This window comes from Flavobacterium aciduliphilum (assembly GCF_003268855.1).
GTDB classification, from domain to species: Bacteria; Bacteroidota; Bacteroidia; order Flavobacteriales; family Flavobacteriaceae; genus Flavobacterium; species Flavobacterium aciduliphilum.
In genome coordinates, this window is the sequence record NZ_QLSZ01000015.1 from 12,454 (window position 1) to 28,451 (window position 15,998).

Below are 15,998 nucleotides of genomic sequence, written 5' to 3' on the forward strand. Positions count from 1 at the left end.
AGCTTTTTTACTCTCCAAACAATAAACCAGAAACATTCCAAGAACTAAAACTATTTCCTTCGTTAGGGCCTTGTGGTATTTTAATTTGTAGCGTGTGTGTGCCTACAGTGAGATCACCCAATTCAATATAAATTGGGTTTGTGCTAGTTCCAGGACACCAATTAGAACGACTATAATCGGATGATGATAATCCATTGTCGAAATTTCCTGAGGCTGGATTATACAATCGAAATGCCCCACAATCTTCTCGCCATGGAGTGAAATGAAAGATTTCGTTATTGTCTAAATATATTGTGTTTTTTTTAGGAATAAATTCGTCACCATTTTCCCAGCCACCATGTCCAGTTGTAATATAACGAAGCCGTGCATTTTTTAGCGCTTTATCCAGTGTGAATGTCATAAATAACCCTTTATCACTATTAAATAAAGTGCTGTATTCCTGTCCACCCATTTCCATAATATTTGTTGTACAAAATAAAGGGATTATGTTATATGTTTTAGCAACTGTATTTTCTTCTTCTGGATGTATCGTGATATTTACACTTACTTTATGACCTCCTTTATCATAATTTCCAATAAATGTCCCGATATAAACGTCCTTTTCATTCAAAGCTTGAGCACATTCAGAAATTTCTTGACGATACAAGACACACTCTTCCCAAGTTTTATCTTTTAGTTGTATAGTGTTGTATTGTTTTATTCCAAATGGAGTAAAAAAACGCATTAATTCTATTATAGGATTAAATTCATTTGTAGAAATAATTCCACGGTATTGTTTTCCGTTTCCGTTGTTATAAATTGGAAGCATATTGATGCCATTTTCTAAACCATCATAAAAAGAAAATTTTTTATCTGTAGGAATAATAAAAACAACACCCGTTCTGTCATAAGCATCACCGTTAGATTGCTCTGTGAGGTCTAAAAAAATTTGACTTCCCTTTGAGATTTTAGGTATTTTTACTTTTTTTAAAATAATAGTTCCATGTGCAAAGCGCATGATACTGTCGTTTGATTTCGTTTCATCCGAAAAATTTATTATCTCGTCTTTGAAAACAGGAATAGTAACAAATTTACTTTTCCAAATGATATCTTTATATGTTAATGAATTTATAATCTTTTTTGAGTCAAATGTGCAGGTAGGAATTTCTTTTGTTTTTTCAATATTAATTGCAGAAATCTTAAAATTTCCATTTCGTATAGTTTCTAATACTAAACCTAAATTATGGCCTAATAGTGTAGGACTTCCTTTTATTTTTATTTCATTGGTATACCATAATTCTATAGTATTTGAATTTATAACTGTTTTTGCTTTTTTACAATTGAAGCCTAATATTTTTTTTGATTCACTCATCAGTTCAAATTTTTGTTTGCTGATTGAAGTGCTGTCTTTTGTGGCTATAGTTTTAGTATGGTTCAAATTTGTAATTTGAAAATAGTTATCGTTAGTAATTAAAGTTTGTTCGAAAGGGAATGAAGATTTGCCATTCATTATTGATTCAGAAGTAATCAATGATAATTGATCATTTGAGAAAACAACAATTGGGTTTTCAATTACTTTACCATTAGAACTTTTCAAATATGTAATCTTGTAGTTTTTTTGACTCCAGGAAACAATTGAAAAAAATAAAAAAATGTTAAAAACAACCTGCTTCATTGATTTTTGGTTTATTATACAAATATAAGTTTTGAAATTTAATATTTTAAAATTTGTTTTATTCAAGGTAAAAAATTAATTTAGTGGTCTCAAAGCCATACAGATTTATTATGAAAGAAGATTTTTTACACCACCTTTGGTTGTATAAAAAAATTAATACAACCCAATTGTTTACAGCAGAAGGGCAATCCTTAACCATTCTAAATTTTGGTCAGTATACCAAAAATTCTGGCCCTGATTTTTTCAATGCTCAGATTGTATTAAACAATCAAAAGTGGGCAGGCAATATCGAAATACACGTAAAATCATCCGATTGGTACCTCCACCAGCATGAGCAAGATCAAAATTATGACAATGTGATTCTTCATGTAGTTTGGGAACATGACACGCCTATTTTTGGGAAAGATAATAGAGAAATTCCAGTATTAGAAATTAAAAAGTATGTTGATGATGAAGAGATAGCGCGATACCATCAGCTTACCAGTCAAAAATCTTGGTTGTTTTGTGAAAACCAAATCGCAATAGTTGATGATTTTGTCTTTACTCATTGGTTAGAACGTGTTTTTATTGAACGCTTGGATCGGAAATCTAAAGATATCGAAAAGTTATTAGAGGAAACAAATAACGATTGGGAAGCTGTTTTGTTTTGTTTATTGGCCAAAAATTTTGGATTGAATACAAATGGAGTAGTGTTTTTTGAAATGGCAAAATCCATACCTTTTGGAGTGATTCGAAAGGAAGCTTTTGAATATAAATATCTAGAAGCATTGTTTTTTGGGCAAGCCAATATGCTTCCTAGTAAAGCAGAAGATACTTATGTTTTAGATTTAATTGCTTGGTGTGATTATTTAAGAATCAAGTATGGAATTAAGAAACCTGTTCTGCCCCAAGTACAATTTTTCAAACATAGACCCGATAATTTTCCAACGATACGATTGGCTCAGTTAGCCATGTTATATCATGTACAAAGAAATCTATTTGCAAAAATTTTGACAGTGCAAAAGAATCACGAATGGTATGATTTGTTTTCAGTTTCTGTTGGTTCGTATTGGAAAACACATTATACGTTTGATAAGCCAATTTCAAGAAAACAACGACTACTCTCTAAATCATTTGTTGATCTAATTCTAATGAATACCATCATTCCTTTACTTTTTACCTATTATAAAAGCCAAGGAATAGAAAATTTTGATAGTTTACTCGAAATTTTAAGGAATATTGCACCCGAAAAAAATAATATTATTGATAAATTTGGTAGCTTTGGAGTGAAATCGAAAAATGCCTTTCAAACGCAAGCCTTATTGCAACTCAAAAATGAATATTGTAATAAAAAATTATGTTTAGAATGTGCTGTTGGTTTGGAACTTTTAAAGAAATAAGATGATAACAAATATTAGGTATTTTTTTGAAAAACACGGGTTTCATGTGTCTTCCCGTTTGGCTGATAAATTGGGTATACGTGCCACTAATGTTCGCTTGTTTTTTATTTACATATCGTTTGTCACAGTAGGTCTTGGTTTTGGAGTATATTTAACGCTGGCTTTTTGGATTAAACTAAAAGATTTAATAAGAGGAAAACGAACTTCAGTATTTGATTTGTAATGCCGATGCCTGAATTTATATCTAACATGTTTGCTTTTTCAAGAGAACAGCGAAAAGGGATTTTGCTTTTGTTTGTAATCATTGTAGCGTTGCAATGTGTTTATTTTTTTGTGGATTTTTCAGATATGCAAAAGAGTTCTGTTGAATCAAAAGAATGGGTGGCGTTGCAAAAAACGTTAGATACTGTAAAATTGGAAAAGGCTCCCCCTATACGATATGCTTTTAATCCAAATTATATTTCCGATTTTAAAGGATACCAACTGGGTATGAAGCCAGAGGAAATTAAACGCTTGTTGGACTACAGAAACCAAGGAAAATTTGTCAATTCTCCTGAAGAATTTCAGAAAGTTACAGGGGTTTCAGAGGCGTTATTGAAAGAAATAGCACCTTATTTTAAATTTCCAGATTGGGTATTGAATAAGAATAAGTCCTCCCAAATCAGAAATGAGGCATTTAAAAACAACAAAACCTTTCCTAAAAAAGAGGTTCTTAAAGTTTTAGATATTAATCAGGCAACTAAAGAAGAATTCATGAAAATTTACGGAATAGGAGACGTTATTTCAGACAGAATTCTGACTTATAGAAACCTTTTAGGAGGCTTCGTTTCAATGGATCAGATGAATGAAATTTGGGGTTTGTCTCCAGAAGTTACTGAGAATTTAAACAAATATTTTGTTGTAAAAAGCAGTCATACACTCAAAAAAGTTAATATTAATACGGCATCTATTAAGGAGTTAGGTGTTTTTCCGTACTTCAAATATCCAATTTCTAAAAATATTGTTTCCTACAGGAGTATGAATGGGGCGATAAAAATTGAGGATTTGGCAAATATTAAAGGTTTTCCTGTTGAAAAAATAAAAATAATTGCCTTATATTTGGAATTTTAAAATTTATCTGAATTAATAACTTGAATACTATATTTATGAGTTCTACATATTTTACAGAAGAACACGAATTGTTTAGAAAAAGCTTACAAGATTTTTTGCAGAAAGAAGTTGTGCCTCATATTGAGAAATGGGAGAAAACAGGCACAATTGAGCGTTTTATTTGGAAAAAATTCGGCGAAATGGGCTTTTTTGGGGTTAATTATCCTGAAGCGTATGGTGGGTTAAATCTAGATTTATTTTATACGGTGGTTTTTTTGGAAGAATTGCAAAAAATTAAATCATCTGGATTTGCAGCAGCCATGTGGGCGCATACATATTTAGCTATGACTCATTTGAATGCTGAAGGTGATGAACGTATCAAAACAGCATATTTAGCGCCAAGCATCACAGGAGATAAAATAGGTGCTTTATGTATTACGGAGCCTTTTGGTGGAAGTGATGTGGCAGGGATGCGAACCACAGCGGTTAAACAAGGGAATAGCTATATTATTAATGGGTCGAAAACATTTATTACTAATGGGGTGTATGCCGATTATTACGTTGTTGCAGCCAAAACAAATCCTGAACTTGGAAATAAAGGAATAAGTATTTTTTTGATTGATGCCGATTTGCCTGGAATATCCAAAACCAAATTGGATAAATTAGGGTGGCGTGCTTCTGATACCGCAGAAATATCTTTTGACGGTGTTGAAATCCCAGAACATAATTTAATGGGCGAAGCAGGGAAAGGATTCTCTTATATCATGCAGCATTTTGCCTTAGAACGTCTAATCATGGCAGTAAATGCTCATGCGAGAGCTGAGTTCGCTTTGGATTATACAAGAGATTATATGGAACAGCGCGAGGCCTTTGGAAAGAAGATAAATACATTTCAAGCATTAAGACATACGTTTGTTGATCATGCTACAGAAGTAGAACATTGTAAGATTTTTAATTATGCAGCTGTCGCTCGATTGAATAAAGGAGAATATGTTGTGAAAGAAGCAACAATGGCAAAATTAAAATCTACAAAAGTTGCAGATGAGACTATTTACAGTTGCTTACAAATGCTTGGAGGATATGGGTATATGGAAGAATATCCGTTGGCCCGATTGTTGCGTGATAGTCGTCTCGGACCTATTGGTGGAGGGACCTCAGAAATATTGCGTGAAATTTTATCAAAAATGATCATTGACAATCAAAATTATAAACCAGCTGTAAAGTAAATAAATTCTTTTTAAAAAAAATTGGTAATTCATAATTCATAATTCATAATTATTATTACTTTTGCACCCACTAAATGAGAGGAGGTGTCTAAATTATGTTGATCATACCAATTAAAGACGGAGAAAATATAGATAGAGCATTAAAGCGCTATAAAAGAAAATTCGATAAAACAGGGACAGTTCGTCAATTAAGAGCGCGTCAAGCTTTTACGAAACCTTCTGTAACACGAAGAGCTGAGATTCAAAAAGCACAATATATTCAAACATTAAAAGACTCATTAGAAGGGTAGTTAATTTTGAATTAAAATTTTAGCCAATACACAAAGTTTTGTAGCTTTGTGTATTGGCTTTTTTATATGGATAATATTCGCGCTTTTGAAGAGTATCTCAAACTCGAAAAAAAATATTCGTTACATACCGTTCAGGCGTATGTGAAAGATGTGCTTTTTTTTGAGGCTTATCTTCAAGAAGAATTTGAAGGGATGCCATTGTTTGAAGTACAATATAATATTATTAGGTCTTGGATTGTTGTTTTGGTGGATGCTGAACTTAATACGGTTACCGTAAATAGAAAAATAGCTTCCTTGAAAGCTTTTTATAAGTTTTTGCTCAAAATAAAAGTAGTTTCAGTTTCTCCTCTAGTGAAACATAAATCTTTAAAAACCCCAAAAAATATTCAAATTCCTTTTTCACAAAAAGAACTTACTTCGGTTTTGGAAGAGAAAGAATTTGATGATAATTTTGATGGCATTCGAAATAAATTACTTGTGGAGCTATTATATACCACGGGAATCAGAAGATCGGAGCTGATTCATTTAAAAACACAACATGTTGATATCGTGAGTCATACGATAAAAGTTCTTGGGAAGAGAAATAAAGAACGAATCATTCCAATACTTCCAATAGTTGTTGAACAAATAAAAAAATATATTGATAAACGTTCTCAAATAGAATGTGTTAAAGATGAAGAATACTTTTTTTTAATGTTAAAAGGCGTTAAATTAAGTGAATCGTTTGTTTATCGAATAATTAATTATTACTTTAGTGAAGTCTCAGAAAAAGTAAAAAAGAGTCCGCATGTGCTTCGTCATACCTTTGCGACTCATTTGTTAAATAATGGGGCAGATTTAAATTCAGTAAAAGAATTATTAGGACATTCTAGCTTGGCTTCTACGCAAGTATACACTCATAATAGTTTGGCAGAATTACAGCAGGTATATGCAAAAGCACATCCTAGGAATGAAAAATAGTTCGCAGGTATAACTTTAACACTAAAAACTATGAAGGTAAATGTAAATGCGGTAAATTTTACAATCGATAGAAAATTGGTTGATTTCATTCAGCAAAGATTGAGTAAATTGGAGAAGTTTTATGACAAAATTGTTTCAACGGATGCTTTCTTGAAAGTAGAAAACACGAGTGATAAAGAAAATAAAATTGTAGAAATTAAGATTCATGTGCCAGGGGATGATTTTATGGTAAAAAAACAGTGCAAATCCTTTGAAGAAGCGGTTGAAATGGCAGCAGAATCTTTAGAAAGAGTACTTGTTAAACGAAAAGAAAAAAATAGATAATGTGTTTAATAAAAAAAACTAACAAAAATATTTTGTTTAGTAAATAAAATAACTACATTTGCAGTCCGTTAGAAATAGCGGACTTTTTTAGTAAGTATGCCGATGTAGCTCAGCTGGCTAGAGCAGCTGATTTGTAATCAGCAGGTCGTGGGTTCGAGTCCCTCTATCGGCTCTTTTTAAAATAATGGTTTGGGGAGATACTCAAGCGGCCAACGAGGGCAGACTGTAAATCTGCTGACTAAGTCTTCGCAGGTTCGAATCCTGCTCTCCCCACAAAAAAAAAGTTTAGAAGTTTCAAGTTTCAAATCAATAGATTTGGCTCTTTAAATGGAAACAAAGAACTTTACCGCCGGTGTAGCTCAGGGGTAGAGTGCTTCCTTGGTAAGGAAGAGGTCACGGGTTCAAATCCCGTCATTGGCTCAACAAATAGTAAATTTGAACACTAATAAATATATAACTAAGATTAAAAATTAAGTAAAATGGCAAAAGAAACCTTTAATCGTTCCAAACCACACTTAAATATAGGTACAATTGGACACGTAGATCACGGAAAAACTACATTAACTGCAGCGATTACTAAAGTATTATCAGATGCAGGATATTGTCAGGCAAAATCATTCGATCAGATTGATAACGCTCCAGAAGAAAAAGAAAGAGGTATTACAATTAATACATCACACGTTGAGTATGAAACAGCTAACCGTCACTATGCGCACGTTGACTGTCCAGGTCACGCGGATTATGTAAAAAACATGGTTACTGGAGCAGCTCAAATGGATGGAGCTATCCTTGTGGTAGCGGCTACAGACGGACCAATGCCACAAACACGTGAGCATATCCTTTTAGGACGTCAGGTAGGTATTCCTAGAATCGTTGTATTCATGAATAAAGTGGATATGGTTGACGATGCTGAGTTGTTAGAATTAGTAGAGATGGAAATCAGAGATTTATTATCATTCTATGAATATGATGGAGATAATGGTCCTGTAATTCAAGGTTCTGCTTTAGGAGGATTAAATAATGATCCAAACTGGGTTCCTAAAATCATTGAATTGATGGATGCAGTTGATGCTTGGATTGAAGAGCCAGTGCGTGATAATGCTAAACCATTCTTGATGCCGGTTGAGGACGTATTTACAATTACAGGTCGTGGAACTGTGGCTACAGGTCGTATCGAAACTGGTGTTGCTAATACAGGAGATCCAGTAGAAATCATCGGTATGGGAGCTGATAAATTAACTTCTACAATTACTGGGGTTGAGATGTTCCGTAAAATCCTTGACAGAGGAGAAGCTGGAGATAACGTAGGGTTGTTGTTGAGAGGTATTGATAAAGCAGATATCAAAAGAGGTATGGTTATTATCAAACCAGGATCAGTGAAACCACACTCAAAATTCAAAGCTGAGGTATATATCTTGAAAAAAGAAGAAGGGGGTCGTCACACACCATTCCACAATAACTACCGTCCACAATTCTATGTGCGTACAACAGACGTAACAGGTATCATTTCGTTGCCAGCAGGTGTGGAGATGGTTATGCCAGGAGATAACTTAACAATCTCTGTAGAGTTGTTGAGTCCAATCGCAATGAATGTTGGTCTTCGTTTTGCAATCCGTGAAGGAGGTAGAACTGTTGGAGCTGGTCAGGTAACTGAAATTGTTGAATAAATTTTTTATTAAATAACAAAAACCAGTATCGTATTTTGCGATACTGGTTTTAATTACGGGTGTAGTTCAAGGGTAGAATAGCGGTCTCCAAAACCGTTGATGGGGGTTCGAATCCCTCCATCCGTGCCAAATAAATACTTATTATTATGTCGAAAGTATTAAATTATTTTTCTGAAGCATTTGAAGAATTAAAATCAAATGTAACTTGGCCAGAGTGGGCCGAGGTTCAAAGATTAACCATTGTTGTGGCTCTATTTTCTATTTTGTTTGCTTTGGCGACATGGGGAGTAGATGAATTATGTTCAAGAGCTATTGCTGGTTTTTTCAAATTATTAAAAGGATAAAGTAATTTACATGGCTGATAATAGTGTAAAAAAATGGTATGTTGTAAGAGCTGTAAGCGGTCAAGAGAATAAGGTTAAGGCCTATATTGAGACTGAGATTAACAGACTTGGCATGGGGGATTACATTTCTCAAGTTCTTGTTCCTACTGAAAAAGTGGTTCAGGTTCGTGATGGAAAAAAGATATCTAAGGATAAAGTTTATTTTCCTGGTTATGTTATGATTGAAGCTAATCTTACAGGTGAAATTCCACACATCATTAAATCTATTACAGGTGTTATAGGTTTTTTAGGTGAAGTTAAAGGAGGAGATCCGGTGCCGTTAAGAATTTCTGAAGTAAATAGAATGTTAGGAAAAGTAGATGAGTTGTCGGTGACAATAGATGCACAAGCTATTCCATACAAACTAAACGAAACAGTTAAAGTTATTGATGGTCCTTTTAATGGATTTAATGGTACTATTGAAAAAATTAATGAAGATAAACGTAAACTTGAAGTAATGGTGAAAATCTTTGGAAGAAAAACACCATTGGAGTTGAGCTTCATGCAAGTAGAAAAAATTTAATTTGTTACAAATATAATTAATCCACATCAATCGCTTCCAATTGAGAGATGTAAAATTTTTTAAGAATGGCTAAAGAAATTAGTAAAGTAGTTAAACTACAAGTTAAGGGAGGTGCTGCGAACCCATCGCCACCGGTTGGACCTGCTTTGGGAGCTGCTGGGGTTAACATCATGGAGTTCTGTAAGCAATTTAATGCTAGAACACAAGATCAACCCGGCAAAGTTTTACCAGTACAAATTACTGTGTACAAAGACAAATCATTCGATTTTGTTGTAAAAACGCCACCTGCTGCAGTACAATTATTGGATGCTGCTAAATTAAAATCTGGTTCAGGTCAGCCAAATAGAAAAAAAGTTGGTTCTATCACATGGGATCAAGTGAAAGCTATTGCTGAAGATAAAATGACAGATTTAAATGCATTCACTATCGAATCAGCAATGAGTATGATTGCTGGAACCGCTAGATCTATGGGAATAACTGTAACTGGAGATTCTCCTCTAAATTAAGGTAAGAAATGGCAAAATTGACAAAAAAACAAAAAGAAGCTGCTTCAAAAATTGAAAAGAACAAACTTTATTCTCTTAAAGATGCTTCGTCTTTATTGAAAGTAGTGGCTTCTGCAAAATTTGATGAATCAGTAGATATTGCTGTTAAGCTTGGAGTTGATCCTAGAAAAGCAAATCAAATGGTTAGAGGTGTTGTGACACTTCCACATGGTACGGGTAAAGATACTAAAGTTTTGGCTTTGGTTACTCCGGATAAAGAAGCTGAAGCAAAAGCTGCGGGTGCTGATTATGTAGGATTAGACGATTACCTTCAAAAAATTAAAGACGGTTGGACTGATGTTGATGTGATCATCACGATGCCAGCAATCATGGGTAAATTAGGTCCGTTAGGTAGAGTGTTAGGTCCAAGAGGTTTAATGCCAAATCCAAAAACAGGAACAGTAACTATGGAAATTGGTAAAGCTGTAGCTGAAGTTAAAGCTGGTAAAATCGATTTCAAAGTTGATAAAACAGGTATTGTACATGCTGGAATCGGAAGAATTTCTTTTGATGCAGATAAAATTGTAGACAATGCTCACGAAATTATTCAAACATTAATTAAATTAAAACCAACTGCAGCTAAAGGTACTTATATTAAGTCAATTCACTTATCAAGTACAATGAGTCCTGCTATCGCTTTAGATCCTAAAGCAGTATAATTGGTAGTTAAAAATATTTTATTATGACTAGAGAAGAAAAATCAATCGCGATAGAAGATTTAACTGCAAAGTTGGCTCAAAGTAATATCATTTACATAGCAGATACTTCTGGGTTAAATGCTGATACAACGTCAAATTTAAGAAGAGCTTGTTTTAAAGCGGGTATTAAACTTGAGGTAGTTAAAAATACCTTGTTGGAAAAAGCCATGGAAGCTTCTGGTAATGATTATGGTGATTTGCCATCTGTTTTAAAAGGAAATTCTTCTATTCTTATTGCAGACATTGCTAATGCACCAGCTAAAATTATAAAAGATTTTCGTAAAAAATCTGATAAGCCAATCTTAAAAGGAGCCTTCATTAATAATGAAATCTACATTGGAGATAACTTATTAGATAGCTTAGCAGCTCTTAAATCAAAAGAAGAAGTTATTGGAGAAATCATTGGATTACTTCAATCTCCAGCGAAACGTATCCTTTCTGCTTTATTAAATAATGCAGAGCAAAAAGGGGAAGCCGCTGAATAAACAAGCGCACAAGTAAACAAAAATAAAATTAAAAACATTTTAAACGATAGAAAAAATGGCAGATTTGAAACAATTCGCAGAACAATTAGTTAACTTAACAGTAAAAGAAGTTAATGATTTAGCTACAATATTAAAAGATGAGTATGGTATCGAACCAGCTGCTGCTGCTGTAGTTGTTGCTGCAGGTGGTGCTGGAGACGGTGGTGCTGCTGAAGAGCAAACAGAATTTACAGTAGTATTGAAAGATGCAGGTGCTTCTAAATTAGCAGTTGTTAAAGCAGTTAAAGAATTAACTGGTTTAGGATTGAAAGAAGCTAAAGATATAGTTGACGGAGCTCCATCAAACATTAAAGAAGGAGTTTCTAAAGCAGAAGCTGAAGGTTTGAAAAAATCTTTAGAAGAAGCAGGAGCTGTTGTTGAGTTAAAATAATTCTAACATAGTTTTAGAACTAGGTTTAGGTCTTGAGTTAGTCACTCAATGACCTAAACCATTTTTCGTATAATAAAATTATAAACAATTTTATTATTAATAATAAGTTTAAAATACGAAAAAGTTTTTAATCAATACGAAGAAAGAAAATGTATTCAAAGTGACTCTTGAATTGTTTTTAAAGATGTATTGGTTATAAAAAAGAAAGTATTAATTAAACTGTGTTTTTACACAAAAAAATTACTTTTTTTAAATCAAAATTTTGTCCATTGATGATAACAAATCAGACTGAAAGATTGAATTTTGCCTCAACTAAAAACATACCTCAATATCCAGACTTTTTGGATGTACAGGTAAAATCATTTAAAGATTTTTTCCAATTAGAGACTAAATCTGATGAACGAGGCAACGAAGGGCTTTACAATACCTTCATGGAAAACTTTCCAATTACCGATACAAGAAATCAATTTGTATTAGAATTCCTAGATTATTTTGTTGATCCACCACGTTACACGATCCAAGAGTGTATTGAAAGAGGTTTAACATATAGTGTGCCTCTAAAAGCGCGTCTTAAACTCTATTGTACCGATCCAGAACATGAGGATTTTGAGACTATAGTTCAAGATGTATATTTGGGTACGATTCCCTACATGACACCAAGTGGTACTTTTGTTATCAATGGTGCTGAGCGTGTTGTGGTTTCGCAATTGCACCGTTCTCCAGGAGTGTTCTTTGGACAGTCGTTCCATGCGAATGGCACAAAATTGTATTCTGCCAGAGTCATTCCTTTCAAAGGGTCTTGGATAGAATTTGCAACAGATATCAATAACGTGATGTACGCGTACATTGATAGAAAGAAAAAATTACCTGTAACGACTCTTTTCCGTGCTATTGGATTTGAAAGAGATAAAGATATTCTCGAAATATTCGATTTAGCAGAAGAAATTAAAGTTTCAAAAACAGGTCTTAAAAAATATATTGGTAGAAAATTAGCCGCGAGAGTATTGAATACTTGGCATGAAGATTTCGTGGATGAGGATACTGGAGAGGTAGTTTCTATCGAGCGTAACGAAATTATTTTAGATCGTGATACTATCTTAGATAAAGATAATGTAGAAGAGATTCTAGAGGCTGATGTAAAAGTAATTTTATTGCATAAAGAGGATAATAATCAAGCAGATTATGCTATTATCCACAATACCTTACAAAAAGACCCAACAAACTCTGAAAAAGAGGCTGTTGAACACATATATAGACAATTACGTAATGCTGAACCGCCAGATGAAGAAACGGCTCGTGGAATCATTGATAAGTTGTTCTTTTCTGATCAACGTTACAACTTAGGGGAAGTAGGTCGTTACCGTATGAACAAAAAGTTAAATCTTGATATTCCTATGGAAAAGCAAGTTTTAACGAAAGAAGATATTATTACTATTGTAAAATATCTAATCGAATTGATCAACTCTAAAGCAGAGATTGATGATATCGATCACTTGTCAAACCGTCGTGTTAGAACAGTTGGAGAACAGTTGTCACAACAATTTGGAGTGGGTCTGGCTCGTATGGCTAGAACCATTCGTGAGCGTATGAATGTTAGAGATAACGAGGTGTTTACACCAATCGATTTGATTAATGCTAAAACATTATCTTCGGTGATTAACTCTTTCTTTGGTACAAACCAATTGTCTCAATTTATGGACCAAACAAATCCATTAGCTGAGATTACACACAAACGAAGATTATCAGCCCTTGGACCAGGTGGACTTTCTAGAGAAAGAGCTGGTTTCGAGGTGCGTGACGTTCACTATACACATTACGGAAGGCTTTGTCCAATTGAAACGCCTGAGGGACCAAACATTGGATTGATTTCATCCCTTGGAGTATACGCTAAAGTTAACGGTATGGGATTCATTGAAACGCCTTACCGAAAAGTAACGAATGGAAAAGTTGATTTAGTTTCAAAGCCTGTTTATTTAAGCGCAGAAGAAGAAGAAGGTAAGATGATTGCACAAGCAAACATCGAAATGGATACCAACGGAACGATTACTGCTGATAAAGTTATCGCAAGAGAAGAAGGCGATTTTCCAGTTGTTGAACCATCTTTAGTGCATTACACTGACGTAGCACCAAACCAAATCGCATCGATTTCGGCATCATTGATTCCGTTCTTGGAGCATGATGATGCGAACCGTGCGTTGATGGGATCAAACATGATGCGTCAAGCCGTGCCTTTATTAAGACCAGAAGCACCAATTGTAGGAACTGGTTTAGAACGTCAAGTCGCTTCAGATTCTCGTGTATTGATTAATGCAGAAGGTGATGGTACAGTAGAATATGTAGATGCAAATATCATTACGATTAAGTATGATAGAACGGATGAAGAACGCATGGTAAGTTTTGACCCAGATGAAAAAACATACCAATTAATTAAATTCAGAAAAACAAATCAAAGTACGTCTATTAACTTGAAGCCTATCGTAAGAAAAGGAGATAGAGTTACTAAAGGGCAAGTACTTTGTGAAGGATATGCCACTCAAAATGGCGAATTAGCTATCGGTAGAAACTTAAAAGTGGCGTTTATGCCATGGAAAGGATACAACTTTGAGGATGCGATTGTAATCTCAGAAAAAGTGGTTCGTGATGACATCTTCACGTCTATCCATATTGATGATTATTCGTTAGAGGTTAGAGATACTAAATTAGGTAACGAGGAGTTAACAAATGATATTCCAAACGTTTCTGAAGAGGCTACTAAAGACTTGGATGAAAACGGAATGATTCGAATTGGTGCAGAAGTAAAACCTGGGGATATCCTTATCGGGAAAATTACACCAAAAGGAGAATCTGATCCTACACCTGAGGAAAAACTTTTAAGAGCTATTTTTGGTGATAAAGCAGGTGATGTGAAAGATGCTTCATTAAAAGCGTCACCATCATTACACGGTGTTGTGTTGGATAAAAAATTATTTGCAAGAGCCGTAAAAGACAAACGCAAACGTTCTAAAGACAAAGACGATTTGACTACTTTGGAAATGGAGTTTGAAACTAAGTTTGTAGAGTTAAAAGACCGTTTAATCGAAAAATTATTCGTTATTGTTGATGGGAAAACCTCACAAGGGGTAATGAATGATTTAGGAGAAGAAGTGCTTCCAAAGGGTAAAAAATATTCTAAGAAAATGCTTCAATCTGTAGAAGATTTTGCACATTTAACTAAAGGACAATGGGTAGCCGATGAGGATACAAATCGTCTTGTTAATGATTTAATTCACAATTACAAAATCAAATTAAACGACCTTCAAGGAGCTTTACGAAGAGAGAAATTTACGATTACTGTGGGGGATGAATTGCCTTCAGGAATATTGAAATTAGCAAAAGTTTATATTGCTAAGAAACGTAAATTGAAAGTAGGAGATAAAATGGCTGGACGTCACGGAAACAAAGGTATTGTGGCTCGTATCGTTCGTCATGAAGACATGCCGTTCTTGGAAGACGGGACACCAGTAGATATCGTATTGAATCCGCTTGGGGTACCTTCTCGTATGAACATCGGTCAGATTTATGAAACTGTTTTGGGTTGGGCAGGTCAAAAATTAGGTAAGAAGTTTGCTACACCAATTTTTGATGGAGCAACTTTAGATCAAATTAATGAGTTGACAGACGAAGCTGGAATTCCAAGATTTGGACATACCTATTTGTATGATGGAGGAACCGGAGAACGTTTCCACCAACCTGCAACCGTTGGAGTTATCTATATGTTGAAATTAGGTCACATGGTGGATGATAAAATGCATGCTCGTTCTATTGGACCGTACTCATTAATTACGCAACAACCTTTAGGAGGTAAAGCGCAATTTGGAGGACAACGTTTCGGAGAGATGGAGGTTTGGGCACTTGAGGCTTATGGTGCATCAAGTACATTACGTGAAATCTTGACTGTAAAATCGGATGATGTGATGGGAAGAGCCAAAACTTACGAAGCGATTGTAAAAGGGGAAACCATGCCAGAACCAGGATTGCCAGAATCATTCAATGTATTGATGCATGAATTGAAAGGTCTTGGATTGGATATAAGATTAGAAGAATAAATATAGTTAACAGAAACAGTCGTAGTTTTAAGGATTTACGTTCTAAACTACGACTGAAACTGTAACTTTTTCAAAAATAAGTTTTTAAAGATTTATACCCGTAAACCGTTCCGATTTTTTATTGTCGAAAACAATAACTAGCACTTCAAAAGTAAAAGGTTGAAGTTTTGAGAAGTAATTCGAGGTAGTAACTTAATGGTTTTTTAGTAATTAGAAATGAGTAAATAGTAATTAGCAAAAAAAGAATATAGACTAACTTA

At 34.1% G+C, this 15,998-nt stretch carries 16 protein-coding genes and 4 tRNA genes; 19 read left to right on the top strand and 1 reads right to left on the bottom strand.

The features are described from left to right. Positions 1–7: 7 nt before the first annotated feature. Complete coding sequence (locus CLV55_RS12345) at positions 8–1,576, bottom strand: PNGase F N-terminal domain-containing protein (protein WP_317048378.1); 1,569 nt, start codon at positions 1,574–1,576, stop codon at positions 8–10. A 188-nt stretch (positions 1,577–1,764) separates the two neighbouring features. Between CLV55_RS12345 and CLV55_RS12350 the strand changes: the two genes are divergently transcribed. The 19 genes from CLV55_RS12350 to rpoB all read left to right on the top strand — a co-directional run bounded on the left by CLV55_RS12350 (position 1,765) and on the right by rpoB (position 15,738). Then, positions 1,765–3,033 carry a DUF2851 family protein gene (locus tag CLV55_RS12350; protein WP_112114113.1) on the top strand — a complete coding sequence of 423 codons (1,269 nt, stop codon included), beginning with the start codon at positions 1,765–1,767 and terminating at the stop codon, positions 3,031–3,033. 1 nt (position 3,034) lies between these two features. Next, on the top strand, positions 3,035–3,256 hold the full coding sequence (locus CLV55_RS12355; RefSeq protein ID WP_112114114.1) for a PspC domain-containing protein: 222 nt from the start codon (positions 3,035–3,037) through the stop codon (positions 3,254–3,256). Positions 3,257–3,261: 5 nt separating this feature from the next. Continuing rightward, entirely contained in the window at positions 3,262–4,143 is an 882-nt protein-coding gene (locus CLV55_RS12360) for a helix-hairpin-helix domain-containing protein (RefSeq protein ID WP_112114129.1), read from the top strand. A 35-nt stretch (positions 4,144–4,178) separates the two neighbouring features. Then, entirely contained in the window at positions 4,179–5,348 is a 1,170-nt protein-coding gene (locus CLV55_RS12365) for an acyl-CoA dehydrogenase family protein (protein ID WP_112114115.1), read from the top strand. A gap of 95 nt (positions 5,349–5,443) precedes the next feature. Beyond that, positions 5,444–5,638: a 30S ribosomal protein S21 gene (gene rpsU / locus CLV55_RS12370; RefSeq protein WP_112114116.1), complete on the top strand. Its 195-nt coding sequence runs from the start codon at positions 5,444–5,446 to the stop codon at positions 5,636–5,638. A gap of 66 nt (positions 5,639–5,704) precedes the next feature. Then, positions 5,705–6,598 (top strand): tyrosine-type recombinase/integrase, encoded by an 894-nt coding sequence (locus CLV55_RS12375; RefSeq protein ID WP_112114117.1) that lies wholly within the window; start codon positions 5,705–5,707, stop codon positions 6,596–6,598. A gap of 30 nt (positions 6,599–6,628) precedes the next feature. Beyond that, positions 6,629–6,922, top strand: coding sequence for a ribosome hibernation-promoting factor, HPF/YfiA family (gene hpf, locus CLV55_RS12380; RefSeq protein ID WP_112114118.1), 294 nt, complete (start codon positions 6,629–6,631; stop codon positions 6,920–6,922). Positions 6,923–7,020: 98 nt separating this feature from the next. Beyond that, a tRNA-Thr gene (locus tag CLV55_RS12385) sits at positions 7,021–7,094 on the top strand. 19 nt (positions 7,095–7,113) lie between these two features. Beyond that, positions 7,114–7,195 (top strand) — tRNA-Tyr (locus CLV55_RS12390). A 75-nt stretch (positions 7,196–7,270) separates the two neighbouring features. Beyond that, positions 7,271–7,342: transfer RNA gene (locus CLV55_RS12395), tRNA-Thr, on the top strand. A 59-nt stretch (positions 7,343–7,401) separates the two neighbouring features. Further along, positions 7,402–8,589, top strand: coding sequence for an elongation factor Tu (tuf, locus tag CLV55_RS12400; protein WP_112114119.1), 1,188 nt, complete (start codon positions 7,402–7,404; stop codon positions 8,587–8,589). A gap of 55 nt (positions 8,590–8,644) precedes the next feature. Further along, positions 8,645–8,718 (top strand) — tRNA-Trp (locus tag CLV55_RS12405). A 17-nt stretch (positions 8,719–8,735) separates the two neighbouring features. Next, entirely contained in the window at positions 8,736–8,933 is a 198-nt protein-coding gene (gene secE, locus CLV55_RS12410) for a preprotein translocase subunit SecE (protein ID WP_112114120.1), read from the top strand. A 10-nt stretch (positions 8,934–8,943) separates the two neighbouring features. Beyond that, the gene (gene nusG / locus CLV55_RS12415) at positions 8,944–9,495 is read left to right on the top strand and encodes a transcription termination/antitermination protein NusG (protein ID WP_112114121.1); all 552 of its coding nucleotides are present in this window, start codon (positions 8,944–8,946) and stop codon (positions 9,493–9,495) included. Positions 9,496–9,560: 65 nt separating this feature from the next. Next, entirely contained in the window at positions 9,561–10,001 is a 441-nt protein-coding gene (rplK, locus tag CLV55_RS12420) for a 50S ribosomal protein L11 (RefSeq protein WP_112114122.1), read from the top strand. An 8-nt stretch (positions 10,002–10,009) separates the two neighbouring features. Further along, the gene (gene rplA / locus CLV55_RS12425) at positions 10,010–10,699 is read left to right on the top strand and encodes a 50S ribosomal protein L1 (RefSeq protein ID WP_112114123.1); all 690 of its coding nucleotides are present in this window, start codon (positions 10,010–10,012) and stop codon (positions 10,697–10,699) included. A 23-nt stretch (positions 10,700–10,722) separates the two neighbouring features. Further along, a complete protein-coding gene (gene rplJ, locus CLV55_RS12430; protein WP_112114124.1) occupies positions 10,723–11,223 on the top strand; it encodes a 50S ribosomal protein L10 in 501 nt (166 codons plus the stop codon). Positions 11,224–11,278: 55 nt separating this feature from the next. Beyond that, complete coding sequence (gene rplL, locus CLV55_RS12435; protein ID WP_112114125.1) at positions 11,279–11,653, top strand: 50S ribosomal protein L7/L12; 375 nt, start codon at positions 11,279–11,281, stop codon at positions 11,651–11,653. A gap of 272 nt (positions 11,654–11,925) precedes the next feature. Then, on the top strand, positions 11,926–15,738 hold the full coding sequence (gene rpoB / locus CLV55_RS12440; protein WP_112114126.1) for a DNA-directed RNA polymerase subunit beta: 3,813 nt from the start codon (positions 11,926–11,928) through the stop codon (positions 15,736–15,738). The last annotated feature ends 260 nt before the right edge of the window (positions 15,739–15,998 follow it).

Bases quoted from the DNA above. Each gene is read 5' to 3' on its own strand.
- rplJ (WP_112114124.1), top strand. From the start codon at position 10,723: ATGACTAGAGAAGAAAAATCAATCGCGATAGAAGATTTAACTGCAAAG.
- rpsU (WP_112114116.1), top strand. From the start codon at position 5,444: ATGTTGATCATACCAATTAAAGACGGAGAAAATATAGATAGAGCATTA.
- tuf (WP_112114119.1), top strand. From the start codon at position 7,402: ATGGCAAAAGAAACCTTTAATCGTTCCAAACCACACTTAAATATAGGT.
- CLV55_RS12350 (WP_112114113.1), top strand. From the start codon at position 1,765: ATGAAAGAAGATTTTTTACACCACCTTTGGTTGTATAAAAAAATTAAT.
- rplK (WP_112114122.1), top strand. From the start codon at position 9,561: ATGGCTAAAGAAATTAGTAAAGTAGTTAAACTACAAGTTAAGGGAGGT.
- rplL (WP_112114125.1), top strand. From the start codon at position 11,279: ATGGCAGATTTGAAACAATTCGCAGAACAATTAGTTAACTTAACAGTA.
- rpoB (WP_112114126.1), top strand. From the start codon at position 11,926: ATGATAACAAATCAGACTGAAAGATTGAATTTTGCCTCAACTAAAAAC.
- CLV55_RS12360 (WP_112114129.1), top strand. From the start codon at position 3,262: ATGCCTGAATTTATATCTAACATGTTTGCTTTTTCAAGAGAACAGCGA.
- secE (WP_112114120.1), top strand. From the start codon at position 8,736: ATGTCGAAAGTATTAAATTATTTTTCTGAAGCATTTGAAGAATTAAAA.
- hpf (WP_112114118.1), top strand. From the start codon at position 6,629: ATGAAGGTAAATGTAAATGCGGTAAATTTTACAATCGATAGAAAATTG.
- rplA (WP_112114123.1), top strand. From the start codon at position 10,010: ATGGCAAAATTGACAAAAAAACAAAAAGAAGCTGCTTCAAAAATTGAA.
- nusG (WP_112114121.1), top strand. From the start codon at position 8,944: ATGGCTGATAATAGTGTAAAAAAATGGTATGTTGTAAGAGCTGTAAGC.
- CLV55_RS12355 (WP_112114114.1), top strand. From the start codon at position 3,035: ATGATAACAAATATTAGGTATTTTTTTGAAAAACACGGGTTTCATGTG.
- CLV55_RS12375 (WP_112114117.1), top strand. From the start codon at position 5,705: ATGGATAATATTCGCGCTTTTGAAGAGTATCTCAAACTCGAAAAAAAA.
- CLV55_RS12365 (WP_112114115.1), top strand. From the start codon at position 4,179: ATGAGTTCTACATATTTTACAGAAGAACACGAATTGTTTAGAAAAAGC.